At 71.8% G+C, this 26,592-nt stretch carries 22 protein-coding genes, 1 tRNA gene and 1 riboswitch; of the genes, 15 read left to right on the forward strand and 8 right to left on the reverse strand.

The window, feature by feature from the left end; all coding sequences use genetic code 11:
- The first annotated feature begins 414 nt into the window (after positions 1-414).
- From IEZ04_RS18075 to IEZ04_RS18115, 9 genes are all read left to right on the forward strand, one after another.
- On the forward strand, positions 415-1,695 hold the full coding sequence (locus IEZ04_RS18075) for a cytochrome P450 family protein (RefSeq protein ID WP_189217916.1): 1,281 nt from the start codon (positions 415-417) through the stop codon (positions 1,693-1,695).
- Between the two features lie 196 nt (positions 1,696-1,891).
- Positions 1,892-2,860, forward strand: coding sequence for a transglycosylase family protein (locus tag IEZ04_RS35810; protein WP_189217917.1), 969 nt, complete (start codon positions 1,892-1,894; stop codon positions 2,858-2,860).
- Between the two features lie 322 nt (positions 2,861-3,182).
- A riboswitch (cyclic di-AMP (ydaO/yuaA leader) is annotated at positions 3,183-3,362 on the forward strand.
- A 5-nt stretch (positions 3,363-3,367) separates the two neighbouring features.
- Positions 3,368-4,135, forward strand: a complete 768-nt coding sequence (locus IEZ04_RS18085; protein ID WP_189217918.1) for a LysM peptidoglycan-binding domain-containing protein — start codon at positions 3,368-3,370, stop codon at positions 4,133-4,135.
- Between the two features lie 488 nt (positions 4,136-4,623).
- Positions 4,624-5,904 (forward strand): phosphopyruvate hydratase, encoded by a 1,281-nt coding sequence (gene eno / locus IEZ04_RS18090; protein WP_189217919.1) that lies wholly within the window; start codon positions 4,624-4,626, stop codon positions 5,902-5,904.
- Between the two features lie 115 nt (positions 5,905-6,019).
- Complete coding sequence (locus IEZ04_RS18095; RefSeq protein ID WP_189217920.1) at positions 6,020-6,493, forward strand: FtsB family cell division protein; 474 nt, start codon at positions 6,020-6,022, stop codon at positions 6,491-6,493.
- Positions 6,494-6,551: 58 nt separating this feature from the next.
- Positions 6,552-7,082, forward strand: a complete 531-nt coding sequence (locus tag IEZ04_RS18100) for a DUF501 domain-containing protein (RefSeq protein ID WP_189217921.1) — start codon at positions 6,552-6,554, stop codon at positions 7,080-7,082.
- Entirely contained in the window at positions 7,079-8,020 is a 942-nt protein-coding gene (locus IEZ04_RS18105; RefSeq protein WP_189217922.1) for a Ppx/GppA phosphatase family protein, read from the forward strand. Before IEZ04_RS18100 ends, IEZ04_RS18105 begins: the two co-directional genes overlap by 4 nt.
- A gap of 440 nt (positions 8,021-8,460) precedes the next feature.
- Positions 8,461-9,843 carry an NAD(P)/FAD-dependent oxidoreductase gene (locus IEZ04_RS18110; RefSeq protein WP_189217923.1) on the forward strand — a complete coding sequence of 461 codons (1,383 nt, stop codon included), beginning with the start codon at positions 8,461-8,463 and terminating at the stop codon, positions 9,841-9,843.
- A 227-nt stretch (positions 9,844-10,070) separates the two neighbouring features.
- Entirely contained in the window at positions 10,071-11,363 is a 1,293-nt protein-coding gene (locus IEZ04_RS18115) for a class I SAM-dependent methyltransferase (protein WP_189217924.1), read from the forward strand.
- 95 nt (positions 11,364-11,458) lie between these two features.
- Here IEZ04_RS18115 and IEZ04_RS18120 read toward each other — a convergent pair whose 3' ends face one another.
- The gene (locus IEZ04_RS18120; protein WP_189217925.1) at positions 11,459-13,978 is read right to left on the reverse strand and encodes an ABC transporter permease; all 2,520 of its coding nucleotides are present in this window, start codon (positions 13,976-13,978) and stop codon (positions 11,459-11,461) included.
- 70 nt (positions 13,979-14,048) lie between these two features.
- Positions 14,049-14,819 carry an ABC transporter ATP-binding protein gene (locus IEZ04_RS18125; protein ID WP_189217926.1) on the reverse strand — a complete coding sequence of 257 codons (771 nt, stop codon included), beginning with the start codon at positions 14,817-14,819 and terminating at the stop codon, positions 14,049-14,051.
- Between the two features lie 441 nt (positions 14,820-15,260).
- Here IEZ04_RS18125 and IEZ04_RS18130 point away from each other — a divergent pair.
- Both IEZ04_RS18130 and IEZ04_RS18135 read left to right on the forward strand, forming a co-directional pair.
- A tRNA-Leu gene (locus IEZ04_RS18130) sits at positions 15,261-15,343 on the forward strand.
- A gap of 391 nt (positions 15,344-15,734) precedes the next feature.
- Entirely contained in the window at positions 15,735-16,634 is a 900-nt protein-coding gene (locus IEZ04_RS18135) for a Bax inhibitor-1/YccA family protein (protein WP_189217927.1), read from the forward strand.
- A gap of 113 nt (positions 16,635-16,747) precedes the next feature.
- On the opposite strand, the gene IEZ04_RS18140 is transcribed toward IEZ04_RS18135, so the two are convergent.
- On the reverse strand, positions 16,748-16,978 hold the full coding sequence (locus IEZ04_RS18140; RefSeq protein ID WP_189217928.1) for a DUF4287 domain-containing protein: 231 nt from the start codon (positions 16,976-16,978) through the stop codon (positions 16,748-16,750).
- Between the two features lie 101 nt (positions 16,979-17,079).
- Between IEZ04_RS18140 and IEZ04_RS18145 the strand changes: the two genes are divergently transcribed.
- A complete protein-coding gene (locus tag IEZ04_RS18145) occupies positions 17,080-17,391 on the forward strand; it encodes a hypothetical protein (RefSeq protein WP_189217929.1) in 312 nt (103 codons plus the stop codon).
- Positions 17,392-17,451: 60 nt separating this feature from the next.
- Here IEZ04_RS18145 and IEZ04_RS18150 read toward each other — a convergent pair whose 3' ends face one another.
- From IEZ04_RS18150 to IEZ04_RS18160, 3 genes are all read right to left on the reverse strand, one after another.
- Positions 17,452-18,240 (reverse strand): hypothetical protein, encoded by a 789-nt coding sequence (locus IEZ04_RS18150; protein WP_189217930.1) that lies wholly within the window; start codon positions 18,238-18,240, stop codon positions 17,452-17,454.
- A 298-nt stretch (positions 18,241-18,538) separates the two neighbouring features.
- Positions 18,539-19,759 (reverse strand): acetyl-CoA C-acetyltransferase, encoded by a 1,221-nt coding sequence (locus tag IEZ04_RS18155; protein ID WP_189217931.1) that lies wholly within the window; start codon positions 19,757-19,759, stop codon positions 18,539-18,541.
- Positions 19,760-19,920: 161 nt separating this feature from the next.
- A complete protein-coding gene (locus tag IEZ04_RS18160; protein ID WP_189217932.1) occupies positions 19,921-20,970 on the reverse strand; it encodes an SGNH/GDSL hydrolase family protein in 1,050 nt (349 codons plus the stop codon).
- 145 nt (positions 20,971-21,115) lie between these two features.
- Between IEZ04_RS18160 and IEZ04_RS18165 the strand changes: the two genes are divergently transcribed.
- Positions 21,116-22,507 carry a cystathionine beta-synthase gene (locus tag IEZ04_RS18165; protein ID WP_189217933.1) on the forward strand — a complete coding sequence of 464 codons (1,392 nt, stop codon included), beginning with the start codon at positions 21,116-21,118 and terminating at the stop codon, positions 22,505-22,507.
- A gap of 360 nt (positions 22,508-22,867) precedes the next feature.
- On the opposite strand, the gene IEZ04_RS18170 is transcribed toward IEZ04_RS18165, so the two are convergent.
- Positions 22,868-23,296, reverse strand: coding sequence for a hypothetical protein (locus tag IEZ04_RS18170; protein WP_189217934.1), 429 nt, complete (start codon positions 23,294-23,296; stop codon positions 22,868-22,870).
- Positions 23,297-23,480: 184 nt separating this feature from the next.
- Between IEZ04_RS18170 and IEZ04_RS18175 the strand changes: the two genes are divergently transcribed.
- Positions 23,481-24,323, forward strand: coding sequence for a MurR/RpiR family transcriptional regulator (locus IEZ04_RS18175; RefSeq protein ID WP_189217935.1), 843 nt, complete (start codon positions 23,481-23,483; stop codon positions 24,321-24,323).
- 161 nt (positions 24,324-24,484) lie between these two features.
- Positions 24,485-25,066, forward strand: a complete 582-nt coding sequence (locus tag IEZ04_RS18180; RefSeq protein ID WP_189217936.1) for a hypothetical protein — start codon at positions 24,485-24,487, stop codon at positions 25,064-25,066.
- A 32-nt stretch (positions 25,067-25,098) separates the two neighbouring features.
- Here the strand turns inward: IEZ04_RS18180 and IEZ04_RS18185 are convergent, their stop codons facing one another.
- Positions 25,099-26,472 (reverse strand): APC family permease, encoded by a 1,374-nt coding sequence (locus tag IEZ04_RS18185; protein WP_189217937.1) that lies wholly within the window; start codon positions 26,470-26,472, stop codon positions 25,099-25,101.
- Positions 26,473-26,592: the final 120 nt, after the last annotated feature.

Raw genomic sequence — 26,592 nt, forward strand, 5'->3', positions numbered from 1 at the left:
CGGCGTCGGCGGCCGTCGTGCTTGGCGCCTGTCCGTGTCCTGCGCCCGGCTGTCCTCGGCGCCTGTCGGCGTCGGCGGCCGTCGTGCTTGGCGCCTGCCCGTGTCCTGCACCCGGCTGTCCCCGGCGCCCGCCCGCGTCCGCGGCCCGCTCCTGCCCGGCGCCCGCCGCGCCCCGCACCCGGCTGTCGTCCCCGGCGCCTGCCCGCCCGCCCAGCCCGCCCGTGCCCGTCGCCCGGGCGGGCCGGTCCCGGGGGGCGGGCACGGGTGCCGGCCGCTCGCGTGGTCGTCCTCCTCGTACGGGCGTGGCGTGGGCACGGCCGGGGGACGGTGGACGCAACCCCGTCCGCGCAACCCCGTCCGCGCAGCCCCGGCCCGGCGGGCCCCGCCCCGCCCCCCGCCGGATACCGTCAAGACGTGACCCACCAGCCCCGGCCCACCGACACCGCCTCCGCGCCCGAGCTCTTCACCTGGGAGTTCGCCGGCGACCCCTATCCCGCTTACGCCTGGCTGCGCGAGCACGCGCCCGTGCACCGGACGCGGTTGCCGAGCGGGGTGGAGGCCTGGCTGGTCACCCGTTACGCCGATGCCCGGCAGGCCCTCGCCGACCCCCGGCTGTCCAAGAACCCGGCGCACCACGACGAGCCCGCCCACGCCAAGGGGAAGACCGGCATCCCCGGGGAGCGCAAGGCGGATCTGATGACGCACCTGCTCAACATCGATCCGCCGGACCACACCCGGCTGCGGCGGCTGGTCTCCAAGGCCTTCACGCCGCGCCGTGTCGCCGAGTTCGCCCCCCGGGTCCAGGAGCTCACCGACCGGCTCATCGACGGGTTCGCCGAGCGCGGCAGTGCCGACCTCATCCACGAGTTCGCCTTCCCGCTCCCCATCTACGCGATCTGCGACCTGCTCGGCGTCCCCCGCGAGGACCAGGACGACTTCCGCGACTGGGCGGGCATGATGATCCGGCACGGGGGAGGCCCGCGGGGCGGGGTCGCCCGGTCCGTGAAGAAGATGCGCGGCTACCTCGCCGACCTCATCCACCGCAAGCGCGAGGCCCTGCCCGGCACGCCCGCGCCCGGCGAGGACCTCATCTCCGGTCTCATCCGCGCCTCCGACGAGGGCGAGCACCTCACCGAGAACGAGGCGGCGGCGATGGCCTTCATCCTGCTCTTCGCCGGCTTCGAGACGACCGTCAACCTGATCGGCAACGGCACCTACGCCCTCCTCACCCATCCTGACCAGCGCGAACGCCTACAGCGTTCGCTGGCCGCGGGCGAACGTGAGCTGCTCGCGACGGGTATCGAGGAGCTGCTGCGCTTCGACGGCCCCGTCGAGATCGCCACCTGGCGCTTCGCCACCCGGCCGGTCACCATCGGCGGACAGGACATCGCCGCAGGCGACCCCGTGCTCGTGGTGCTCGCGGCGGCCGACCGTGATCCGGAGCGGTTCGCCGACCCGGACGTTCTCGACCTCTCCCGGCGTGACAACCAACACCTCGGGTACGGGCACGGCATTCACTACTGCCTGGGTGCCCCCCTCGCCCGGCTGGAGGGACAGACCGCGCTCGCGACGCTCCTCACCCGCCTCCCGGATCTCGAACTTGCGACAGATCCGGCCGATTTGCGCTGGCGCGGCGGGCTCATTATGAGGGGATTGCGCACGCTTCCCGTGGAGTTCGCACCGGTTCGGTCCTGACGCCGGAAGTGCACGTCAGTCGCGGTGTCGTCGCTTCCGCGAAGCCGGGCGAACGTGACGGTTTCTCAAGTCCGTAACCGGCACGTGATCTGTGCTGCATTGACTTGTGACAAGTGATCCACTGCGGCTACGTTCACGCATCAACGCGACCGGCGTGCCTCGTGTCGGCAACGGCCGCGCGCTCCTTGCTGTCGTGATGAAAGGCAACCGCATGCTCTCCGGGAACGGTCGTCACCGTCGACCCCGCCAGGCTCCGGCCCTCCTCGTCGCGGCGGGAGTCACCGGATCCGCCATCGCCATCCCGCTGCTCGGCGCCGGCGGGGCGAGCGCAGCCGACGGAACGGTCTGGGACCAGGTCGCCGAGTGCGAGAGCGGCGGGTCCTGGAGCGCCAACACGGGCAACGGCCACTACGGCGGGCTCCAGATGTCCCAGGCGGACTGGGAGGCGTACGGCGGTCTGGACTACGCGCCCAGCGCCGACCAGGCGAGCCGCTCCCAGCAGATAGCCGTGGCCGAGGGCATCTTCGCCGACCGGGGGGCCCTCGCCTGGCCCGCCTGCGGGGTCCTCGGCGGACTCGTCGGCGAGGACAGCGCGGCGGACGCCGGTACCGGCGGTACGGGCGGCTCCACCGGCTCCAACTCCTCCGGCGGGAACGGCTCGTCGGACTCCTCCGCGCCGACCCCCGGTACGGGCGCGTCCGGCACCGGCTCCACCGGCAGCGCCTCGCAGGGCGGCGACAGCGCCGGCGGGAAGGAGACCGGGGACGGGACCGGGGCCTCCGGCGCGAGTACGGCCGAGCCGGGCGACCCGGGCGCCTCCGCGTCGGGCGACGACTCCGCCGAGCCGGGCGAGGGCGGCGGCTCCCCGGGCGCCACGGAGGAGGACCCCGCGGCCGGTACCGCCTCCGACGCCTCTTCCGCGTCCCCCTCGGCCTCCGCTTCCGCCTCCGCCTCCACGGACGAGACCGCGGGTACCGGACGGCACCGTGGCGGCAGCGCCGACGAGGAGCCGGCGGGCGCCGTCACGGACGGCTCCACCGCCTCCACCGGGCGGCACGCCGCCCGGGAGGACGTGGTCGCGGAGAGGACGGGTGGCGCGTACACCATGCGTTCCGGCGACGGTCTCTGGGCCGCGGCCGCCTCCTCCTCCACCGTGGCGGGTTGACGGCCCGGGCGGTACGCCGCGACGGCCATGCCGCCGGCGCCTGACCGGGAGGACGTCGTTCCCGGTCAGGCGCCGGTTGCCGACGTCTCGGCCGGTGGGTGACGTGAGCGGGGCGAGAGGCCGAAAAGCGGTCGAACCGGCGGTAGTTCGTGCACGTAATCACGGTGTATGCCCGATTTGATCTCGGTGGGAGATGAGTCACAAAGGCCCTGATCGTCTTTGTGTTCGGGCGCCTCACGTGTCTACCGTCGTGATCGCTCGCCACAGCGGGCCCCTGCGGTCGTCACGCCGAATCCTGCCAACGGCCGTACGGGAACAGTCGTCGCGTCAAGCGCCGCCGGCAGGAGCGGGGGACCCAAGGTAAGCGCCGGGCCCGGAAGTCGAGAGACACCGGGAACGGCTAGGGGTGAAGCCGCGCGTCGCACCAACGCGACGCACGGCCGGGCAGACCCAACCGGCCCGAACCCGACAGCTCACCTCGCAGGCGTCGGTGAGGGAATCAACTTCATGCTGCGTTCTTGCAACAAGGGCACCGAAGACACCACGACCACCACGAGCACCAAGGCCAAGCACCGCCGTCCGTCCAGGGCGAGCCAGGCCCTCGCGTTCGCCGGTGTCACCGGTGCCGCCATCGCCGCCCCGCTGCTCGCGGCCAACTCCGCCTCCGCGGCCACCACTTCCGAGTGGGACACCGTGGCCGCGTGCGAGTCCGGCGGCAACTGGTCGATCAACACCGGCAACGGCTACTACGGCGGCCTGCAGTTCTCGGCCTCCACCTGGGCCGCGTACGGCGGCACCCAGTACGCCGCCACGGCCGACAAGGCCTCCAAGGCCCAGCAGATCGCGGTGGCCGAGAAGGTCCTCGCGGGCCAGGGCAAGGGTGCCTGGCCGAACTGCGGCACGGGCCTGTCCGGTCCCTCGGCCGGCGGTGCCGCGGCCGCCCCGTCGACCTCGGGCTCCGGCTCGGGCTCCGGCTCGGGCTCCGGCTCCACGGAGCAGAGCGCCCCGCGTCAGAGCACCCCCGCGGCCCCGGAGAAGAGCACCCAGGAGCAGCGCTCCTCGCGTTCCTCGGAGCGGGCCACCGTCGAGACCCCGACCGGCAAGAAGGTCGAGAAGGGCGACGGCGAGTACAAGGTCGTCAAGGGCGACACGCTCAGCGCCATCGCCACCGAGAAGAACGTCGCGGGCGGCTGGGCGAAGCTCTACGAGCTGAACAAGGACATCATCGACAACGCCGATGTCATCTACCCGGGTCAGCAGCTCCACCTGAGCTGACGGCCGCCGGACCGGTGACGGCCGGCCGGGGGCGGTGGCTCCCGGCCGGCTGCGAGCCGGACCGCGGCACCCGCACGCACGGGGCTCCGGGGCCCCGAGGCCCCGTACCGGGGGCCTCGTGCGGGTAGCCCGTCCCCACGGGTTTCCCGCCCGGGCGCGTCGTCCCCCGTACGCGCCCGGGCGGGAGTCTTTCCGCGTGCGGCACCGCGTGTGCACCGCAGTGCGCTCCGCCGGGCTTGCTGCGGGCTTCCTGCCGGGCGTCCTCCGACGCGCCCCGCGCGCCCTCTCGCGCGCCTTCCACGTGCCCTGCGCGTGCGTGCGGCGGCATCCGATTTCCCGTTCCCGCCTTTGTTCCGTTCAGGAACAATTTACTCTCGGTTCTGCACCTGGGGTGACCGGCAGGCTGGCCGATCCCCCGGAGCCGGTTAGGCTCATCCCGCAGGGCAGCTGCCCTCGTCACCCGCGTCACATCGCAGAAGGAGATGCTCGTGCCGTCCATCGACGTCGTCGTAGCCCGGGAAATCCTGGACTCCCGAGGCAACCCCACGGTCGAGGTCGAGGTCGGCCTCGACGACGGCAGCACCGGCCGTGCCGCCGTCCCGTCCGGCGCCTCCACGGGCGCCTTCGAGGCCATCGAGCTCCGCGACGGCGACTCGAGCCGCTACCTCGGCAAGGGCGTGGAGAAGGCCGTCCTCGCCGTCATCGAGCAGATCGGCCCGGAGCTGGTCGGCTACGACGCCACCGAGCAGCGCCTGATCGACCAGGCGATGTTCGACCTGGACGCCACCGACAACAAGGGCTCGCTCGGCGCCAACGCCATCCTGGGCGTCTCCCTCGCCGTCGCGCACGCCGCCTCCGAGGCGTCCGACCTCCCGCTCTTCCGCTACCTGGGCGGCCCGAACGCGCACCTGCTGCCGGTGCCGATGATGAACATCCTGAACGGCGGCTCGCACGCCGACTCCAACGTGGACATCCAGGAGTTCATGATCGCCCCGATCGGCGCGGAGACCTTCTCCGAGGCCCTGCGCTGGGGCACCGAGGTCTACCACACGCTGAAGAAGGTCCTGAAGAGCAAGGGCCTGGCCACCGGCCTCGGCGACGAGGGCGGCTTCGCCCCGAACCTCGGCTCCAACCGCGAGGCCCTTGACCTCATCCTCGAGGCGATCAAGCAGGCCGGCTACACCCCCGGCGAGCAGATCGCCCTCGCCCTGGACGTCGCCGCCTCCGAGTTCTACAAGGACGGCGTCTACACCTTCGAGGGCAAGGAGCGCTCGGCGGCCGAGATGACCGAGTACTACGCCGAGCTCGTCGAGGCGTACCCGCTCGTCTCCATCGAGGACCCGCTGTTCGAGGACGACTGGGAGGGCTGGAAGACCATCACCGACAAGCTCGGTGACAAGGTCCAGCTCGTCGGTGACGACCTGTTCGTGACCAACCCGGAGCGCCTGGCCCGCGGCATCGAGGAGGGCGCCGCCAACGCCCTGCTGGTCAAGGTCAACCAGATCGGCTCGCTGACCGAGACCCTGGACGCCGTCGAGCTGGCCCAGCGCAACGGCTTCAAGTGCATGATGTCCCACCGTTCCGGCGAGACCGAGGACGTCACCATCGCCGACCTCGCCGTCGCCACCAACTGCGGCCAGATCAAGACCGGCGCCCCGGCCCGCTCCGAGCGCGTCGCCAAGTACAACCAGCTGCTGCGCATCGAGGAGATCCTCGACGACGCCGCGGTGTACGCGGGCCGCTCGGCGTTCCCGCGCTTCAAGGGCTGATCCCCCGAGCCCCCGGGAGCCACGGCTCCGCCAGTCGTACGTACGTCCCCGTACGCGGTCCCGTACCGTGTGCGGGGACGTACGCGCGTGCGCGCTGGGACACGGGAGGCGGGACATGGCCGTGAGGGACCGGGACCGGTTCTCCACCGCGACCAGGATCAGGGTGCTAGGTGAGCAGACCGCGGCCCGCGTCTACCGCTCCCAGGCCAAGCGCCAGGTCCGCCGCTCCCGGCTGACCGGCCGGGCCGCGCTCCTCGCGCTCGTCCTGTGCTCGATGATCGTGGCGCTGGCGTACCCGACACGGCAGTACTTCTCCCAGCGCGCCCAGATCGCCGAGCTGGAGCAGGAGCGCGAGGAGGCCCGCGCGCGGGTCGAGGAACTGCGCGACCTCAAGGCGCGTTGGGAGGACGACGCGTTCGCCGAGCAGCAGATCCGCGAGCGGCTGCACTACGTGATGCCCGGCGAGACCGGTTACATCGTGATCGAGCCGGCGGCGGCGAAGCAGACGCGCGCCCCCCAGGGGACGGCGGGCCGCCCCTGGTACGCCAACCTGTGGGACGGCGTGGACAAGGCCGACGCCGCCCGCTGACCCCCGCGCCGCCGCCGAACGGCTCCCGCTCCACCAGCAGACCGACAGAAAGACACACATGGAAACGCCCCCGCCGCCCACCGAGCGCACCGAACCCACCGACGCCGACGTCGAGGCCTTCGAGAAGCAGCTCGGGCGGCCCCCGCGCGGGCTGCGCGCGATCGCGCACCGCTGCCCGTGCGGACAGCCCGACGTGGTCGAGACGGCGCCGCGGCTGCCGGACGGGACGCCGTTCCCGACGACGTACTACCTGACGTGCCCGAAGGCGGCCTCCGCGATCGGCACGCTGGAGGCGAACGGCGTCATGAAGGAGATGACGGAGCGGCTGGGGCGGGACCCCGAGCTGGCCGCCGCGTACCGGGCCGCCCACGAGGACTACATCGCCCGGCGCGACGCCATCGAGGTGCTGGAGAACTTCCCCAGCGCGGGTGGCATGCCCGACCGGGTGAAGTGCCTGCACGTCCTGGTGGCGCACTCGCTGGTCGCCGGGCCCGGGGTGAACCCGCTCGGCGACGAGGCCGTCGCCATGCTGCCGGAGTGGTGGCGCAAGGGACCGTGCGTGACGGTCGGCGAGGAGGACGACGCATGACCCGGGTGGCCGCCGTCGACTGCGGTACGAACTCCATCCGCCTGCTGGTCGCGGACGCCGACCCCGCCACGGGTGAGCTGGTCGATCTCGACCGGCGCATGACGATCGTGCGGCTCGGACAGGGCGTCGACCGTACGGGACGGCTCGCCCCTGAGGCGCTGGAGCGGACGTTCGCGGCCTGCCGGGAGTACGCGGAGGTCATCAAGGAGCTCGGGGCGGAGCGGGTGCGCTTCGTGGCCACGTCCGCCTCCCGGGACGCGGAGAACCGCGACGACTTCGTCCGCGGGGTCGTCGAGATCCTGGGCGTCGAGCCCGAGGTCATCACCGGTGACCAGGAGGCCGAGTTCTCCTTCACGGGCGCGACCAGGGAGCTGACCGGCCGGACCGACCTCGAGAGGCCGTACCTCGTCGTGGACATCGGCGGCGGGTCCACGGAGTTCGTCGTCGGCGACGACCACGTGCGCGCCGCCCGCTCCGTCGACGTCGGCTGCGTCCGGATGACCGAGCGGCACCTGGTGCGGGACGGGGCCGTCGTGGACCCGCCCGGGCCGGCGCGGGTCGAGGCCATGCGGGCCGACATCGAGGCCGCGCTGGACCTGGCCGGGCGGACGGTGCCGCTCGGCGAGGCGCGCACGCTCGTCGGGCTGGCCGGGTCGGTGACGACCGTGTCGGCGATCGCCCAGGAGCTGCCGGAGTACGACTCCGCGGCCATCCACCACTCGCGGATCTCCTACGAGCGGGTCCGGGAGATCACCGAGTGGCTGATCGGGTCCACGCACGCCGAGCGCGCCGCCGTGCCCTCCATGCATCCGGGCCGGGTGGACGTCATCGCCGCCGGCGCGCTCGTCCTGCTCGCGATCATGGAACGGACCGGCGCGCGGGAGGTCGTGGTGAGCGAGCACGACATCCTCGACGGCATCGCCTGGTCGATCGCGTAGCTCGTCCGGAAGTCGTTCACTACCGATGGGTAGCCTCGGCTGAGCGGCGCCGCTACCGTATGAGCGTGGGCGAGGGGTCCCTGGGAGGCCCTCGCCGACGCTCCGTCGGAAAGGTTCGTGAAGTTCTTCACAAGGATTTCGGTCCGGATCGACCGAGAACCCGCCCCAAACGGGTCCTCCGGGGCATCCGGAGGGCCGAACGGCCCCTGGTGTCCGAAGCTTCGAGCGAGGTAGGCATGAGGTCCGAGTGACTGCTCCAGGTCGCTCCCGCGCCCTGAAGGGCAGTTCAGGCGGCATTGACAACGGCCCGCCGGGTGTGAAGGTTCCCTCGCCGTGACATGACCTGTGTCACGCGAGCCGCGCAGTGTAGCAGAGGCCCTGTGCAAGCTTGTGAAGGGGCGCACGAGCACCCCTCGGCAGGCGGGTGGATACTCGATTGCATGAGCACCACGGAGCGTCCCAGGATCCTCGTAGTAGGCGGTGGGTACGTAGGCCTGTACGCGGCTCGCCGCATCCAGAAGAAGATGCGGTACGGCGAGGCGACCGTCACGGTCGTCGACCCCCGGTCGTACATGACCTACCAGCCCTTCCTCCCCGAAGCCGCCGCCGGCAGCATCTCCCCGCGGCACGTCGTCGTCCCGCTGCGACGCGTACTGCCCAAGGCGGAGGTCCTCACCGGCCGGGTCACCACCATCGACCAGGACCGCAAGGTCGCCACCGTCGCGCCGCTCGTCGGCGAGGCGTACGAGGTGCCCTTCGACTACCTGGTCATCGCGATGGGCGCGGTCTCCCGCACCTTCCCGATCCCCGGCCTCGCCGAGCAGGGCATCGGCATGAAGGGCGTCGAGGAGTCCATCGGCCTGCGCAACCACGTGCTGGAGCAGCTCGACAAGGCCGACTCCACCACCGACGAGGAGATCCGCCGCAAGGCGCTCACCTTCGTCTTCATCGGTGGTGGCTTCGCCGGCGCCGAGACCGTCGGTGAGGTCGAGGACATGGCCCGGGACGCGGCCAAGTACTACAGGAACGTGTCCCGCGAGGACATGCGCTTCATTCTCGTCGACGCCGCCGACAAGATCCTCCCCGAGGTCGGCCCCAAGCTCGGCCAGTACGGCAAGGAGCACCTGGAGAGCCGCGGGGTCGAGGTCTACCTCTCCACCTCCATGGACTCCTGCGTCGACGGCCACGTGGTGCTGAAGAACGGGCTCGAGGTCGACTCGAACACGATCGTGTGGACCGCCGGTGTGAAGCCGAACCCGGCCCTCGCCCGCTTCGGTCTCCCGCTCGGCCCGCGCGGCCACGTGGACACCGCCGCCACCCTCCAGGTGCAGGGCACCGACTACATCTGGGCCGCGGGCGACAACGCCCAGGTGCCGGACCTCGCCGCCCGCGCCGCCGGTGTCGAGAACGCCTGGTGCCCGCCGAACGCCCAGCACGCGCTGCGCCAGGCCAAGGTCCTCGGCGACAACGTGGTCTCCGGCATGCGGGGCTTCCCGCAGAAGGAGTACAAGCACTCCAACAAGGGTGCGGTGGCCGGTCTCGGCGTCCACAAGGGCGTCGCGATGATCGTCATGGGCAAGATGAAGATCAAGCTCAAGGGTCGTCTCGCCTGGTACATGCACCGCGGCTACCACGGTCTCGCGATGCCGACGTGGAACCGCAAGATCCGCGTCTTCGCCGACTGGACGCTCGGCGCGTTCCTCAAGCGCGAGGTCGTCTCGCTCGGCGCCATCGAGAACCCCCGCGAGGAGTTCTACGAGGCCGCCAAGCCCGCTCCGGCCCCCGCCGCGAGCAAGCCCGAGGAGAAGGCCAAGGCCTCCTGACCCTCCGGCCGCCTTGACAGCCCGAAGGGGCCGCCCGCCATCCGTGGTGCGGGCGGCCCCTTCGGCGTGCCGTCGTTCCCTTCGGTGCGCCGCCGCCGGACGAGAACATGCGTGCCACCCACAAGTATTTTGCCCGGTCGTGATGCGTGCCGCGGAGTGTGCCGTGGGCCCGTGAGTGTTTTTGTGGTGTCGGACATTTCCGGGATCGCTCGTCACGGAGGTATGCCATGGCTGCTGCCGCGCTGCGGCTTCAGGGCCTCGTCGAACAGTTGCTGGGGGCGCCGCTCCCCGTGCGCATCCGCGCCTGGGACGGTTCGCAGGCGGGGCCGCCGGGCGCGCCGACGCTGGTCGTACGCCACCGCAGGGCGCTGCGCCGCCTGCTGTTCAAGCCGGGCGAGCTGGGCCTGGCCCGCGCCTGGGTCGCCGGTGACCTGGACGTCGAGGGAGACCTGTACACCGCGCTGGAGCTGCTCGCGGGCTCCGTCTGGGAGCGCGGGGAGGACGCCCGCGGTCTGGGCGCGGCCCTGCGCGACCCCGGGTTCCGGGCCGCCGTACGGGAGCTGGTCCGGCTCGCCGGGCCGCCGCTGCCGCCCGCCCCGCCCCGCGAGGAGGTCCGCAGGCCCCGCCGCCACCTGCACACCAAGCGCACCGACCGGCGGGCCGTCAGCCACCACTACGACGTCGGCAACGACTTCTACGAACTCGTCCTCGGCCCCTCGATGGTGTACTCGTGCGCCTACTGGCAGGCGCCGGACGGCACCCTGGAACAGGCCCAGCACGACAAGCTCGACCTGGTCGCCCGCAAGCTCGACCTGAAGCCCGGCATGCGCCTCCTCGACGTCGGCTGCGGCTGGGGCTCCATGGCGATCCACGCGGCCCGCGAGCACGGCGTCACCGTGGTCGGCATCACCCTGTCGCAGGAGCAGGCCGCGTACGCCCGCAAGCGCGTCGCCGAGGAGGGCCTCACGGACCGGGTGGAGATCCGGGTGCAGGACTACCGGGAGGTCACGGACGGGCCGTACGACGCGATCTCCTCGATCGGCATGGCGGAACACGTCGGCGCGGCGAGGTACCTGGAGTACGCCACCGACCTCCACCGGCTCCTCGTGCCGGGCGGGCGGCTCCTCAACCACCAGATCGCCCGCCGCCCGCAGCAGGACGAGTCGGCCTACACCGTCGACGAGTTCATCGACGCCTACGTCTTCCCCGACGGCGAGCTCGCCCCCGTCGGCACCACCGTCACCCAGCTGGAGCGTGCCGGGTTCGAGGTGCGGGACGTGGAGTCGATCCGCGAGCACTACGGGCTCACCCTGCGCCGCTGGGTCGCCAACCTGGAGGGCGGGTGGGACCGCGCCGTGCGGCTCACCAGCCCCGGCCGCGCCCGTGTCTGGCGCCTGTACATGGCCGCCTCGGCGCTGTCCTTCGAGCGCAACCGCATCGGTGTCAACCAGGTCCTCGCCGTGAGGACCCCCGAGTCGGGCGCCTCCGGCATGCCGCTGCGCTCCCGCACCTGGAACTGACCGCCCGGCGGCCGGGCACGGACAGGGGCCCCTCCGCATCCGGTTCTCCGGACGGAGGGGCCCCTTGCTGCCGTACGCGACCGCCGTACGTGCCGCTACTCCGCCTTGATCGCCTCCAGCATGTTCAGCCGGGCCGCGCGCCGGGCCGGCCACAGGGCCGCCAGTACGCCGACCGCCGCGGCCAGCAGCAGGAAGACGGCGATCCGGTCCCACGGCAGCACCAGCTCGTACGTCGCCATCTGGGTGCCCACCAGCTCGCCCGCGGCCCAGCCGAAGAACACGCCCAATCCGATGCCGAGGACCGCGCCGAAGAGGGAGATCACCAGGGACTCCAGGCGGACCATCCGCTTGATGCCCCTGCGGTCCAGGCCGATCGCGCGGAGCATGCCGATCTCCTGGGAGCGCTCGAAGACCGACATGGCCAGGGTGTTGACGACACCGAGGACCGCCACGATCACCGCCATGGCCAGCAGGCCGTACAGGATGTTCAGCATCAGCGTGACCATCTGGGCGATCTCGTCGGAGATGTCCTGCTTGTCCTGAACCTTGACGGCCGGGCTGTCCCCGAGGGCCTTCCGCAGGCTGTCCTTCGCCGTGTCGGACGCCCCACCGGACATCTTCACCATGACCTGCATGTCGACCGGGTCGGTCTGGTGCGGGGCCAGGGTGGCGAGGTCGAGCAGGATGCCGCGGAACATCTCGTTGCCCTGGTAGACCCCGGCGACCGTCAGCTCCTGCTTCGCGTCGTCGTCATAGGTGACGGTGAACGTCGAGCCGGCCTTCCAGCCGTGCTCCTCGGCGATGTCCGCGTCGACGACCACCCGGGTGCCACCGATCTCGAGGGCGCCGTTCTCGACCGGGAAGTCGGCCAGTTCGCCGAAGGCGGAGCCGTCGACGCCGGTCAGGTACTCGAACCTGTCGTCGATCTCCGAGTAGGAGTTCCGCAGCGCGCTGCTGGCGGTGACGCCGTCGACCCCGGCGAGCTTGTCCGCGACGTCCGTGGAGAGATAGGAGCCGTTCGCCATCGACACCACGTAGTCGGCCTTCAGCGAGTCCGAGGCCATCTTGCCGATCGCCGTCTGCACGCTGACCGCCGCCACCGTCATGCCCGTGATGAGGGTGAGCCCGATCATCAGGGCGGATGCCGTGGCCGCCGTACGGCGCGGGTTGCGGACCGCGTTCTGGCGGGCCAGCTTCCCGGAGACGCCGAAGACGCGCAGCACCGGCGCCGCGGCCGCGATCAGCGGGCGGGACAGCAGCGGGGTGAGGACGAAGACACCGATGACGATCAGCGCCGCGCCGAGACCCATGGGCGTCTGGGCGCGCATGGCGTCGTCCATCGTCGTCGCGAACAGCACGACGGCGACGCCCGCCGCCGTGAACAGGGAGCCGATCGTGTTGCGCAGCACCAGCGACCTGGTGGTCGCCTTGGCGTGCAGGCTGTTCATCGCGGCCACCGGCGGTATCTTCGCGGCCCGGCGGCCCGGCAGCCAGGCGGCCAGCATGGTGATGAGGACGCCGACGGCGAGCGCCGCCACGACGGTGCCCGGGGAGACGACGAGCGGCCCCTCGGGGAAGCCGGCGCCGATCGAGCCCATGAGGGAGCGCAGGCCCGCGCCGATGCCGATGCCCGCGAGGAGACCGGTGACCGCGGCGACCGTGCCCACGACGAACGCCTCGAACAGGACGGACCGGGTGACCTGGCGGCGCGAGGCGCCGACGGCCCGCATCAGCGCCAGCTCCTTGGTGCGCTGGGCGACCAGCATGGTGAAGGTGTTGGCGATGAGGAACGTGCCGACGAAGAGGGAGATGCCGGCGGCGACCAGCAGGGTCTGCTTCAGGGCGTCCATGGACGAGGAGGTCAGGCGCGCCTGCTCGTCGGCGAGCTCCTTGCCCGTGGTCATCTCGACGGTGTCCTTCGGCAGGGCCGCCTCGAGCGCGGCCATCAGGGCGGTCTGGCTGACGCCGTCCTCCGCCCGCACGATGATCTCGTCGTACGTGCCCGCCTTGCCGAAGATCCGCTGCGCGGTGTCCGTGTCGAACAGGGTGAGGCTGCCGCCCGCCGCGACGTTGCCGTCGTCCGTGGTGAAGATCCCGGTGACGGTCGGGGTGAGGACCGGGCCGTCGACGGACATGCGGACCGTGTCACCGACAGCGAACCCCGTCCGGGCGGCGGTCTCCGAGTCGATGGCGACCTCGCCGTCACCCTTGGGGGCGCGCCCCTCGGTCATCGGGTAGCGGGGGTCGTCGGTGCCCCAGTAGTTGGCGCCCCGTACCTGCCAGCCGTCGCCCACCGGGGCGCCGTCCCGGTCGGCGAGGGCGGTGAAGCCGGAGACGCTGCCGATGGCGGAGGCGGCGCCCTCGGTCCGTTCGACCTGGTCGAGGAAGGCCGGACCGAGCTTCTCGGGCTCGTCCGCGTCCTCCTTCCAGGTGGGCGTGAGGGCGACGTCGACCTCGTCGAATCCCTTGGCGGAACTCTTCTCGTAGGCCTCGGAGATGGTGTTCGTGAAGACCAGGGTGCCGGACACGAACGCCACGCCGAGCATGACGGCGAGCACGGTCATGAGCAGCCTGGCCTTGTGCGCGAGCACGTTGCGCAGGGCGGTACGGAACATGGGGATTCTCAGTCCGGTGGGGTCGGGTGCGGTGGGATGCGACGGAGGGGGCGGCCGGTGACCGGGGGCCCTAGCTCGTACGGCCCTTCGCGTCGAAGCGCTTCATGCGGTCGAGGACCGAGTCGGCCGTCGGGTCGCGCAGGTCGTCGACGATGCGGCCGTCGGCGAGGAAGACCACGCGGTCGGCGTACGCGGCGGCGACCGGGTCGTGGGTCACCATCACGACGGTCTGGCCGAGCTCGCGCACGGAGTTGCGGAGGAAGCCCAGTACCTCCGCGCCGGACCGGGAGTCGAGGTTTCCCGTGGGTTCGTCGCCGAAGATGATGTCCGGCTTCGAGGCGAGGGCGCGGGCCACGGCGACGCGCTGCTGCTGGCCGCCGGAGAGCTGGGAGGGGCGGTGGCCGAGCCGGCCGGACAGCCCGACCATGCCGATCACGGTGTCGAGCCACTGCTTGTCCGCCTTGCGGCCCGCGATGTCCATGGGGAGGGTGATGTTCTCCAGGGCGGTCAGGGTGGGCAGCAGGTTGAACGCCTGGAAGATGAAGCCGATCTTGTCCCGGCGGAGCTTGGTGAGCTGCTTGTCCTTCAGGGAGCCCAGCTCGGTGTCACCGATGCGCACGGAGCCGGAGGAGAAGGAGTCCAGGCCGGCCACGCAGTGCATCAGCGTGGACTTGCCCGAGCCCGACGGGCCCATGATCGCGGTGAACTCGGCCTGCCCGAAGTCGACGCTGACGCGGTCCAGGGCGATCACCCGGGTCTCGCCCTGTCCGTAGACCTTGGACAGGTCCGTGGCGCGTGCGGCCACGGCGGTGGCCCGGCCGGCGATGGATGTGGTGGTCACGGGGAGGTGCTCCTGTCGGGACGGCTTCGGGGACGTCTTCCATCGTCCGGGCCGGTGGCCGCCGTGTAGTCACCCGCTGTTCCGGTTCCGGGGACAGTCTCCGGTCGGACGGACCGCCCCCGTGTCATACCTGGGGATGACACGGGCCCCCGAGAACGGGGTCGGGAGGGCGTACGACGGCGGGCGCCGGCGGCGCACAAGAAGGCTGTGTGGGCGGGGACTTGTGGAGACCGCTCGTTCGGACGGTGAAATCCCGTCATTCCGCACACGGTCGGCTCGGCTCCGCGGAAGGCTACTGGCGAGTGCGGATGGCGCGCACCGAGTGCTGATGCACCCTCAGACGTCAATAAAATAAGACAACATCGGCCCCCTGCTCCGCTGTTCGGGGGATGGGGTCCCGATAGGGTCGAACCTCGACGCGGAGCCCATGGCCTGCCGCCTGCCCGGATGGTGGAATGCAGACACGGCGAGCTTAAACCTCGCTGCCCCTCGCGGGCGTACCGGTTCAAGTCCGGTTCCGGGCACCTCCGTTCACACGGCGTCCGCCCTGTCGCACGACGGGAGGGCGCCGCGCTCGTGCCGGCGCCGGGTATGCGGAATGGCCGCTTTCGTGGACGCCAATTCCCGCCCCCGCGGAAATGTCACCCGGAGTATTCCCGCGGTCACGAGATCGGGCGGCGGCCGTTGCCGGTATTCCGGGCGGTGCGGTCGCGCGGGTGGCGTCGGTCTCGGGACGGTGGCGGACCGGTACCGGGCCGGTCAGGGATGATCGTGAGCTCTGTGGGGAATCACGCAGACGCGTAGCGTGTTCAGCGTCACGACGAGGGAAAGATCCTCCCCAAGCACTAGGGTCATTCCTTTGCCTATCTATTACTCTTGAGCCAAGGCCACGCAGGGTGGCCGCGGAGGAGTGAAATGAGGAGCAGCAACCCGGTCTTCTCGCGACGGGGGTTCAGCCGCGACAACGGCTACGCGGGCTTCAACACCGCGCCGCAGGCCGGGGGAGCAGCTGTCGGCACGCAGGCCAACCCCTACGCGCAGGGGAACCCGTACGCCCAGCAGGGCGGCAACCCGTACGCGACGAACCCGTACGCCCAGCAGGACGCCCAGTACGGCGCCCCGCCGCAGGCCCCGGTCTCCACCGGCCGGATGACCATGGACGACGTCATCGTCCGCTCGGCCATGACCCTGGGCACGGTCGTCGTCGGCGCCGTGCTGGCCTGGGCACTCCTGCCGGTGGCGCCCACCAGCTACGGTCTGGCCGTCGGCGCCGCGCTCATCGCGATGGTCCTGGCCCTGGTCCAGAGCTTCAAGCGCAAGGCGTCGCCCGCGCTGATCCTTGGTTACGCCGCCTTCGAGGGTGTCTTCCTCGGCGTGCTCAGCGAGATGTTCAACGCGCAGTGGTCGGGCGCCCCGTTCCAGGCGGTGCTCGGCACCATGGCGGTCAGCGGTGCCACGCTGCTCGTCTACAAGGCGGGCTGGATCCGGGTCACCGCGCGCTACGCGCGCATCGGCATGACCATCGCGATCGGGTTCGTCCTGGTCATGGCGGTCAACCTGCTGCTGGTCGTCTTCGGCGTCGCCCCGGACGGCGGCCTGCGCAGCATGGGCCCGCTCGGTGCGATCGTCGGCATCCTGGCGATCGTCCTCGGTGCCTTCTTCCTGACCCTCGACTTCAAGCAGATCGAGGACGGTGTCGCCTACGGCGCCCCGAAGGAGGAGGCCTGGCTGGCCGCGTTCGGCCTGACCATGACCCTCGTCTGGATCTACGTCGAGATGCTGCGGCTGGTCGCCATCTTCAGCGGCGACGACTAGAGCGAAGTGCTCGGACGGACACCGCCGTGAGGCGGTGACACGGAAGGGCCCCGGGAGCCAGTGCTCCCGGGGCCCTTCCCCGTCATGGGGCGCCGGGCGCCGCCAGGGCCTGCTCAGAGCAGTTTGCGCGCGGCCCTCCGCAGGTCGTACTCGTGGATGATCGCCTTGGCGTGGCCGTACGCCAGGTTGTGCTCGTGCCGGAGCCAGCTGACCTTCTCCTCGAAGCGGAAGAGTGCCGGGCCCTCGTCGACGGTGCGCAACCAGTCGGAGACTTCGCGACCGGTGCAGTGCGGGATGCGGGCGAGCAGGTTGCGATGGGTCTCCTGGGAGAAGACTTGGGACATCGGCGCCTCCGGACGCTGGGATGTTAGCCGGTCCTTCACGTCACCGTGCCCGAGCGGCGGCCTGTTGGCAACAGTCCCGTCCGGCCGCGTAATCTCGCGGGGTGCTTGATACGACGCCGCTGACCCGCGCTGTGGAACACTTCGCCGACCGGCTCAGGGCCGCCCCGCAGAGCCGGCTGCAACGGAGTGCCGCGGCCGAGGCGCTCGGCCTGGCCAGGGAGCTGGCACGGCGGGCCCAGCAGGTGGAGGAACCCGGGAGGGAACCCCGGGTGATGCCCGACGCCGGCATGTTCGCCGCCGCCGACCAGATCACCGTCGCCGGACACGATCTCGCCCTCGTCCTCCGGGACGAGGGCGAACTGGAGGCGGCCGTGGCGCTCGTGGAGGAGGCGCAGAAGCGCGCCGGGGTGTGACGGTCGCGGCGGCCGCCGGGAGTCTGCCCGCCGCAGCGACGGGCGCCGGGAGTGCGGCCGCTACAGCGACGCGATGACGCGGTCCGCCAGGATGTAGACGTTCTCCTCGCCGCAGCGGAACGTCAGCGTGTACGCGCCCGACACGCCCGAGCCGCCCAGCAGGACCGGGGTCCCTCCGGCGCGCAGGGCCGCGGCCAGGCGTTCCGCGGTCTCCCGGTGGCCGGGGGTCATGCACAGGGTCGTGCCGTCGGCGAACACGTAGACGTCCAGGGTGCCGAGCGGGCCGGGGCGGACGTCCGCGAGCCCGGTGCGGGCCTCGGCGAGCTCCTCCAGGCAGGCCACCGTGCGCTCGTGGTCGCTCACGACCGGGGACGTCACGGGCACGAAGTCCGGGTGGGAGGGGTGCCGGCGGCGGGCCGCGGCCAGTTCCGGGGAGTCCCCGGGGAGCTCGTCGTCCTCCGGGTCCGCCTCGGCCGGCGGCTTGGGGAGGTCCAGACCCGCGAAGTCCGCCTGGCGCGGCAAGAAGATCTCGCTGTCGGGCAGGCCCAGCAGGGAGGGCGCGTCGGAGACGTCGCGCGCGTCCTGGGCGGCCCAGAACGCGCGGGCCTCCGCCAGTTCGCGCTCCCGTTCCTCGGCGAGCGCCTCGGCGACGGCGGCGCGTATCTCGTCCGTGTCGGAGGCCGTGCGGGCGGCGGGGACGGAGGCGCGCTCGGCCGTGGCCGCGAGGCGGCTCTCGGCGAGTTCGGTGTGCAGGGCCGCGACCTGTCGGCGCAGCGTCCGCAGGGCGCGCAGGACGGCGACGCCCACGGCCGCCGCGGCGACCGTGGTGAGCAGCAGAGCTATCGGCATGGCGCTCACTGACGTACTCCCGGTGTGAAGTCGACCCTCGACTTCCTACATCAGCTTGAAGGGCGGACTAACCAGCTGTCAGTGCGTAACGTCACATAACGGACACGAATCCGGGGGGTCGTCATCCGGTTAAACGGCCGTGACCTGCGCGTTGAGCTCCCCCGGGGAGGTAGGTCACAGCCTGAGGGAGATTGGATCACAAAACGACCCGGAACCCCTGCCGTGCAGAGGTCCCGGGCCAAAGGATCACGCAACGTCCGACGGGGGTGACCCTGTGCTTCCGTTGTGCTCCGTGTCCTCAGCTCAGCCGCTCGACGACCATCGCCATGCCCTGGCCGCCGCCGACGCACATCGTCTCCAGGCCGAACTGCTTGTCGTGGAACTGGAGCGAATTGATCAGCGTGCCGGTGATCCGGGCGCCGGTCATGCCGAAGGGGTGGCCCACGGCGATGGCGCCGCCGTTGACGTTCAGCTTGTCGAGCGGGATGCCGAGGTCGCGGTAGGAGGGGATCACCTGCGCGGCGAACGCCTCGTTGATCTCGACCAGGTCGATGTCGTCGATGGTCAGCCCCGCCCGCCCGAGCGCCTGCCTGCTGGCCTCGACCGGGCCGTACCCCATGATCTCGGGGGACAGGGCCGAGACGCCGGTGGACACGATCCGCGCCAGCGGCGTGATGCCGAGCTCGCGCGCCTTGGTGTCGGACATGATCACGAGGGCGGCGGCGCCGTCGTTCAGCGGGCAGCAGTTGCCGGCGGTGATCCGTCCGTCGGGCCGGAAGACGGGCTTCAGCCCCGCCACGCCCTCCCTCGTCACACCGGGACGCGGGCCGTCGTCCTTGGTGACGACCGTGCCGTCGGGCAGCGTGACCGGGGTGATCTCCCGCTCCCAGAAGCCCTTCGCGAGGGCCTGCTCGGCCAGGTTCTGCGAACGGACGCCGAACTCGTCCATCTCCTCGCGGGTGACGCCCTTCAGCCGGGCCAGGTTCTCGGCGGTCTGGCCCATCGCGATGTACGGGTCGGGCAGCAGGCCGTCCTCGCGCGGGTCGTGCCAGTCGGCGCCCTCGCTCTCGGCCACGGCGGCCGTACGGGCCTCGGCGTCGGCGAAGAGCGGGTTGTGCGTGTCGGGCAAGCCGTCGGAGGTGCCCTTCACGCTGCGGCTGACCATCTCGACGCCCGCCGAGACGAACACGTCGCCCTCACCGGCCTTGATCGCGTGCAGGGCCATGCGGGACGTCTGGAGCGACGAGGAGCAGTAACGGGTGACCGTGCAGCCCGGGAGGTGGTCCATGCCCATCTGCACGGCGACGATCCGGCCCAGGTTGTGGCCCTGCTCGCCGCCGGGCAGACCGCAGCCGAGCATCAGGTCGTCGATGTCCTTCGGGTCCAGCTCCGGGACCTTGGCCAGGGCCGCCTGGATGATCGTGGCGGTCAGGTCGTCCGGGCGCAGGTCCTTCAGGGAGCCCTTGAAAGCGCGGCCGATGGGGGAGCGGGCGGCTGAGACGATGACGGCTTCGGGCATCACGGCTCCATTGGCGTGGACGGGTGCGGGCGACAGCGGGACTGCGAGGGAAGTTACCCCTACGTACGGTCGGGGTCACGGGTGCCGGGGTGTGACACCGGCCGCACTTTTCTAAGCGCTTGCTTTCTTTCCCTCCGTCGGCCTCCCCGGTGGGTGTGCCGTCAGGTGGACCGGTCGGCGGCCGCCGTCGGGGCCGGGTCGGACGCCGGGACGCGCCGGCGCCGACGGCGCTTGAGGAGGGCCCAGGGGCCGCGCGGGCCCGCGGGCATGGCCGCCGCGACCTCCGTGCCCGCCTCGGACGCGGCCTCGGCGGCGGCCCGCGCCACCGGCAGGAAGCCCTCGCGGCGGGCGAGGTCCGGGCGCTCCTCCTCGGCCGGCCAGAGGCCGAGGGCTGCGCAGACCGAGGGCAGGACCGCCATCGAGGCCGTGGCGTACCCCTCGGCCGACGGGTGGTAGTTGTCCGGGCCGAACAGCTCCCGCGGGTTCTCCGCGAACTCCGGGCCCAGCAGATCGCCCAGCGAGACGGTCCGGCCGCCCTGTTCCACCGTGCCGATCGTCTGCGCCGCGGCCAGCTGCCGGGACGCCCGGCGGGCCAGCCAGCGCAGGGGCTGCTGCACCGGTTCGATCGTGCCCAGGTCGGGACAGGTGCCCACGACCACCTCGGCGCCCGCGGTGCGCAGCCTGCGGACGGCCGCCGAGAGGTGGCGGACCGAGCGGGTGGGCGGCATCCGGTGGGTGACGTCGTTGGCGCCGATCATGATGACGCAGATGTCCGGGACCGGCTCCTGCCCGGGTTCGGCGAGGACCAGGGACACCTGGCGCTCCAGGTCGTCCGACTGGGCCCCGGGGAGGGCCACGTTACGCAGGAGCACGGGGCGCTCCGCCACCGCCGCGAGTCCCGCGGCCAGCAGCGCGCCCGGCGTCTGGCGCGCGCGGTGCACGCCCTGCCCGGCGGCCGTGGAGTCGCCGAGCAGGGTGAGCCGCAGCGGGGGTTCGTCCGGCTCGCCCGGATCGCCGTACGCCTGCCCGTACAGGCCCTCCGCGCTCGGCGGGTGTGGGCTCACCCCGTTGCCGACGTGCCGTTTGGCCAGCCGCACCTCCGCCAGCAGCAGGCCCGCGGCCGCCGCGCCCAGCAGTCCGAGGCCGCTGCCTCCGTATGCCGCACCCGCAGCGATCCGCCGGGCGACCCGCGCCCTCGACATGCTCGTCATGCGTCGCCGCCACCTTCCCGTAGCCGTACACCCACTCCTTGCCCCGCCAGGGCCGTCGGCCAATCGCGACGGGGCGTGTCCCCACGAAGGGGGGCATAGGCTGGCGGAACCCAGTTCCGTCCCTTACGCAGCTCCGGAGACAACGGTGCACTTCCACGACTCGATGATCAGCCTGGTCGGCAACACCCCGCTGGTGAGGCTCAACAACGTGACCGCGGGCATCCAGGCGACCGTGCTCGCGAAGGTCGAGTACTTCAACCCGGGCGGCTCCGTGAAGGACCGCATCGCCCTGCGCATGATCGAGGCGGCCGAGAAGAGCGGCGAGCTGAAGCCGGGCGGCACGATCATCGAACCCACCAGCGGAAACACCGGTGTGGGGCTGGCCATCGTGGCCCAGCAGAAGGGGTACAAGTGCGTCTTCGTGTGCCCCGACAAGGTGAGCACCGACAAGATCAACGTGCTGCGCGCCTACGGGGCCGAGGTCGTGGTCTGCCCCACCGCCGTGGACCCGGAGCACCCCGACTCCTACTACAACGTCTCCGACCGGCTGGTCCGCGAGATCCCGAACGCGTGGAAGCCCGACCAGTACTCCAACCCGAACAACCCCCTCTCGCACTACCACTCCACCGGTCCCGAGCTGTGGGAGCAGACCGAGGGGCGGATCACGCACTTCGTCGCCGGCGTGGGCACCGGCGGCACCATCTCGGGCACCGGCCGGTACCTCAAGGAGGTCAGTGACGGGAAGGTGCAGGTCATCGGCGCCGACCCGGAGGGATCGGTGTACTCCGGCGGGTCCGGGCGGCCGTACCTGGTCGAGGGGGTCGGCGAGGACTTCTGGCCGACGGCGTACGACCGGACCGTCGCGGACGAGATCGTGGCCGTGTCCGACAAGGACTCCTTCCAGATGACCCGGCGCCTCGCCAGGGAGGAGGGCCTGCTGGTGGGCGGCTCCTGCGGCATGGCCGTGGTGGGTGCGCTGCGGGTCGCCGAGCGGCTCGGCCCCGACGACGTGGTGGTCGTGCTGCTGCCGGACGGCGGACGCGGCTACCTCAGCAAGATCTTCAACGACGAGTGGATGGCGGACTACGGCTTCCTGGAGGACGAGGGTCCCAGCGCGCGCGTCGGTGACGTACTGCACGACAAGGAGGGCGGCTCCATCCCCTCGCTCGTCCACATGCACCCCGAGGAGACGGTGGGTCAGGCGATCGACGTACTGCGCGAGTACGGCGTCTCGCAGATGCCGATCGTGAAGCCGGGCGCCGGGCACCCGGACGTGATGGCCGCCGAGGTCATCGGGTCGGTCGTCGAACGGGAGCTGCTGGACGCGCTGTTCGCCAAGCGCGCGTCGCTCGAGGACCCCCTGGACAAGCACATGTCGGCGCCGCTGCCGCAGGTGGGCTCCGGTGAGCCGCTGGCGGACCTGATGACCGTGCTGGGCACCGCGGACGCCGCGATCGTGCTGGTCGAGGGCAAGCCGACCGGCGTGGTCAGCAGGCAGGACCTGCTGGCGTTCCTGGCCAAGGGCGCGGGCAAGTAGGGACGCGGAGGGTGCGGGCGTTCGTGCCTGGCGTTCGTGCCGGGTCTGCCGGTGCGAATTTCGCACAAGTGGTACGAGCGCGTCACGTCCACGCAGCACCCGCTTAACACGGGTCCGGCACATTGGTGGATGTCGGCAGGGATGAGGAAAGCACCGCCCAGGCGTTCAGCGCCGGGGAGGCTCCCCATCCGGGCCGGCACCGAAACGGTGTCGAGGACCTCCGGAGCGGCTCCCGGACCTCCTGGATGCCAGGACGCGCAAGGCCGGGCGCTGACCAGGCCCGCGTCCCCCGCGGGGACCGCCGTCGTCCCGCCCCCCGGTGACGGGGGTGCGGCGGTCCCCGCGCACAATCCCTCGCCCCTACTCCGCCCAGTCGGAGTCCTCCGACGCGCTCCGGCGCCTACGTGAGCTGCCGCGCAGGGCCCAGGCCAGGTTGACGCCGACGATGCCCGCCCAGGTCACCAGCAGGCCATCCAACTCCGCGGTACCGCCGCCTATGCCGGACAGCGGTATCGCGAGGACCAGGGAGACGACCGGAAAGCCGAAGCGCTCCCCCCAGGAGTCGGTGGACGACCGCGGTGCACGGGTGCCGCGCGTCACCGTCATCCGCTGCTCGGCGAGCCGGCGCCGCACCCGGCGGTCCACCGTGCCGTCCAGGCGCTGCTCGACCTTCTCCAGGAACGAGTCGACCAGCGCCGACTCGTACTCCTCACCCAGTTCCCTGCGGGCCTGCAGGGTGGCGGAGAGTTCCTTCTTGAGTTCGGCGTCGCGGGCTCCAGTACCGGTCATGCGGCTCACCGTAGGCGTGGCAGGGCCACCAAGGCACTGGGGCTAACCCCCGTCTTCACGGCCCTTGCGAGGGCTGCATAGGCTCATGCAGGGCCGGTGGTGGCTGAATACACTGGCTAGTGCGGGGCCGTACCGGCGGTTACCGAGTGCCGGCGGTCACCGATCACTGGAGGGGAACCACGTCATGAGCGCGACCGACAGCCCTGCCGCGCGTCTGCAGGCGCTCTTCGAGGGGCACCGGCTGACGCCGACCCAGCGGCGCATCGCGCACAGCATGGTGCGGCGGGCCGCGGAGGTGCCGTTCCTGTCGAGCGTGGAACTCGCCGAGCTCGCCGGCGTCAGCCAGCCGTCCGTCACCCGCTTCGCGGTCGCCCTCGGCTTCGACGGCTACCCGGCGCTGCGCCGGCACCTGCGCGAGGTCGCGCCCGCCGGGACCGCCGCGGACACGGCGTCGTACAACGAGTACCAGCAGGCCGTCGAGGCCGAGATCGAGAACCTGCGGCACCTCGCCCAGGTCCTCGCCGACCCGGCGCCGGTCATGCGGGCGGGGCGGCTGCTGGCCGCCTCGTCACCCCTGCCGGTGCTCGGGCTGCGCGCGGCCGCCGCCCAGGCGCACGGCTTCGCGTACTTCGCCGCGAAGGTGCATCCGGACGTCCGGCTGCTGAACGAGGGCGGCTCGATGCTGCACGACCGGATCGACGCGGCGGTGACCGCCGGGGCGAGTGCCCTGCTGTGCTTCGCGCTGCCCCGGCACCCGCGGGAGGCCGTGGAGACCCTCGTGTACGCGAAGGAGGCCGGGCTGACCGTGGTGACGGTGGCCGACTCGGCGTTCGCCCCGGTGGCCAAGGTGTCGGACCACCTGCTGCCGGCCGCCGTCGGCACCGGGCTCGCCTTCGACACGGCGTGCGCGCCCATGCTGCTGGGGCGGGTGCTGCTGGAGGCGATGTGCGACGACCTGCCGCAGGCCCAGGCGCGGCTGGAGCAGTTCGACGCGCGGGCGGCCGCGAAGGGGCTGTTCGTCGAGTGACGGAGCGGGCCGCGGCGGCGGATCGCGGGGGCCGCGTGCGGGGCGCCGATTCTCAGGCAGATCTCAGATTCGGTGGCTAGCGTGCCGCCGCAGAGACGAAAGAGACGAAGAGGTCCGGCGTACGGCTGGACGTACGTCCCGAGTGGCCGAGGAGGCGGAACGTGGCGCGCGGAGGACAGGGGCTGGCGCGGGTGGCCGTTGTCGTGAGGGCGGGGGCCGCCCCCCTGTGGTGGCTCGGGGTGTTCGCGGCCGGGATCAGCGTGCTGGTACCGGGCCTGACCGGGCGGCGCATCGGGGTACTGGCCGGGACCGCGCTCTTCCTGGTCGCGGCGGCCGTGGTGGCCGGTGTGCGGCGCAAGCGGTACACCGAGCTGGCGCGGGCGGCCGCCCGGGCCGGCAAGCACGACGTGCTCCAGGACCGGTGGGTGACCGTACGGAACTGGCGGCGCGGGCACCGCTGGTGGCTGCTGCTCGCCTTCCTGGCCGCGCTGGGCAGCGGGTTCGCCGTGCCGGCCGCCGGAGGGATGCTGCTCGCCGCCACCGGCGCCGGGCTGTGGCTCAGGGCGGCGTGGATCGGGCGCCTGGAGCGCTCGGAGGACGCGCTGCTCTGGGTGCGGGTCGACTGGCTGCGACGGGGCGGCGGGCCCGTCGGCAAGCGGGTGAGGGCGTACCGGGCCACGGGGGTGGCCGCGGGGGACGCGGCACCCGGAGGCGGGCGGCGGGTCGCGCTCGCCGCCCGCTGACGGACTCTCCGGGGAAGGTGCCCGGTGGGCCGTCAGGACTCCTCGCGCGTGCGCGTGCGGAGGAACAGCTTGTTGACGGCCCACAGGGCGATGCCGATGGCCAGGAGGACGGCCGCGCGGACGTACACGTCGGCCGGGCGGTCGGCCAGGGGACTGGCCAGCACCAGGGCCGTCACGGCGCCCAGCACCGGGAGGGCCGTGGGCGTGCGGAAGTGCGGGTGGTCGACGGGGTCGCGGCGGAGGACCAGGACCGCGATGTTGACCACGGCGAAGACGCACAGGAGCAGGAACGCCGTCGTGTCGCCGAGGCCCTCGATCTCGCCCGTGGAGACCAGCCCGATCGCCAGCAGCGTCACGAAGACGATGCCCGCGACCGGGGTGCGGCGGCGCGGCAGGACCCGGCCCATGGCGCGCGGCAGGATGCGCTCGTTGGCCATGCCGTAGCAGAGGCGGGAGGCCATCATGATGTTGATCAGGGCCGAGTTGGTCACCGCGAAGAGGGCGATCAGGGCGAACAGCTTGGGCGGGAAGTCCACTCCGCCCACCTTGACGACCTCCAGCAGCGGGCCGCTGGAGCCCGCCAGGGTCCTGTGGTCCACCAGCAGGGACGAGACCAGCGCCACCAGGACGTAGATCGTGCCCGTGACCGCCACCCCGATGAAGATCGCCCGGGGGAAGGTCCGGACCGGGTCCTTGGTCTCCTCCGCCATGTTCACCGAGTCCTCGAAGCCCACGAAGGCGAAGAAGCCGAGGGCCGTGGCGCCCAGCACGCTCGTGATGAGGGCGTATCCCGTGCCGCTCGCCTCGAACTCGGTGAGCCGGGACGGCTCGCCGTCACCGCTCAGCACCGCCCACGCGCCGATCGTCAGGATGATCAGCAGACCGGTGAGCTCGACGAGGGTCAGGACCACGTTCGTCTTGACCGACTCGGAGACGCCGCGCAGGTTCAGCGCGGCGAGCAGGACGATGAACAGGATGGCGATCAGGGTGGGCGGCAGCGCGCCGTTCGTCAGCTCGCCCAGGTAGTCGCCGCTGAAGGCGCGGGCCGCGGCGCTCGCGGACGACAGGCCCGAGCACATCACCATGAACGCGACGATGAACGTCAGGAACGGCACCTTGAAGGCCTTCTGCGTGTAGAGGGCCGCCCCCGCCGCCTTGGGGTACTTGCCGACCAGCTCCACGTACGAGGCCGCCGTCAGGATCGCCACCACGAAGCCGATGACGAACGGCAGCCACAGCGCGCCGCCCACTTTCCCGGCGACCTTGCCGGTCGTCGCGTAGATGCCGGTCCCGAGGATGTCGCCGATCACGAACAGGATCAGCAGCTTCGGGCCGAGGACACGTTTGAGGCCGCCGGACTCCTCCGCGGGCTTCGGCGCTCCGGTGGTCGTTTCGGTGGTCGACAAGCCAACCTCCCCCGGTCGGTGAACCGCGTCCGGGTCAGTTCTGCCCGGCGGCGGTACATGGATGCATGGGGTGTCGATTCTCAGAGCTTCACCAGAGGTTCGGACGCGCGACACGGCGGA

The sequence above is a fragment of the Streptomyces ruber genome (assembly GCF_014648075.1).
Classification (GTDB): domain Bacteria; phylum Actinomycetota; class Actinomycetes; order Streptomycetales; family Streptomycetaceae; genus Streptomyces; species Streptomyces ruber.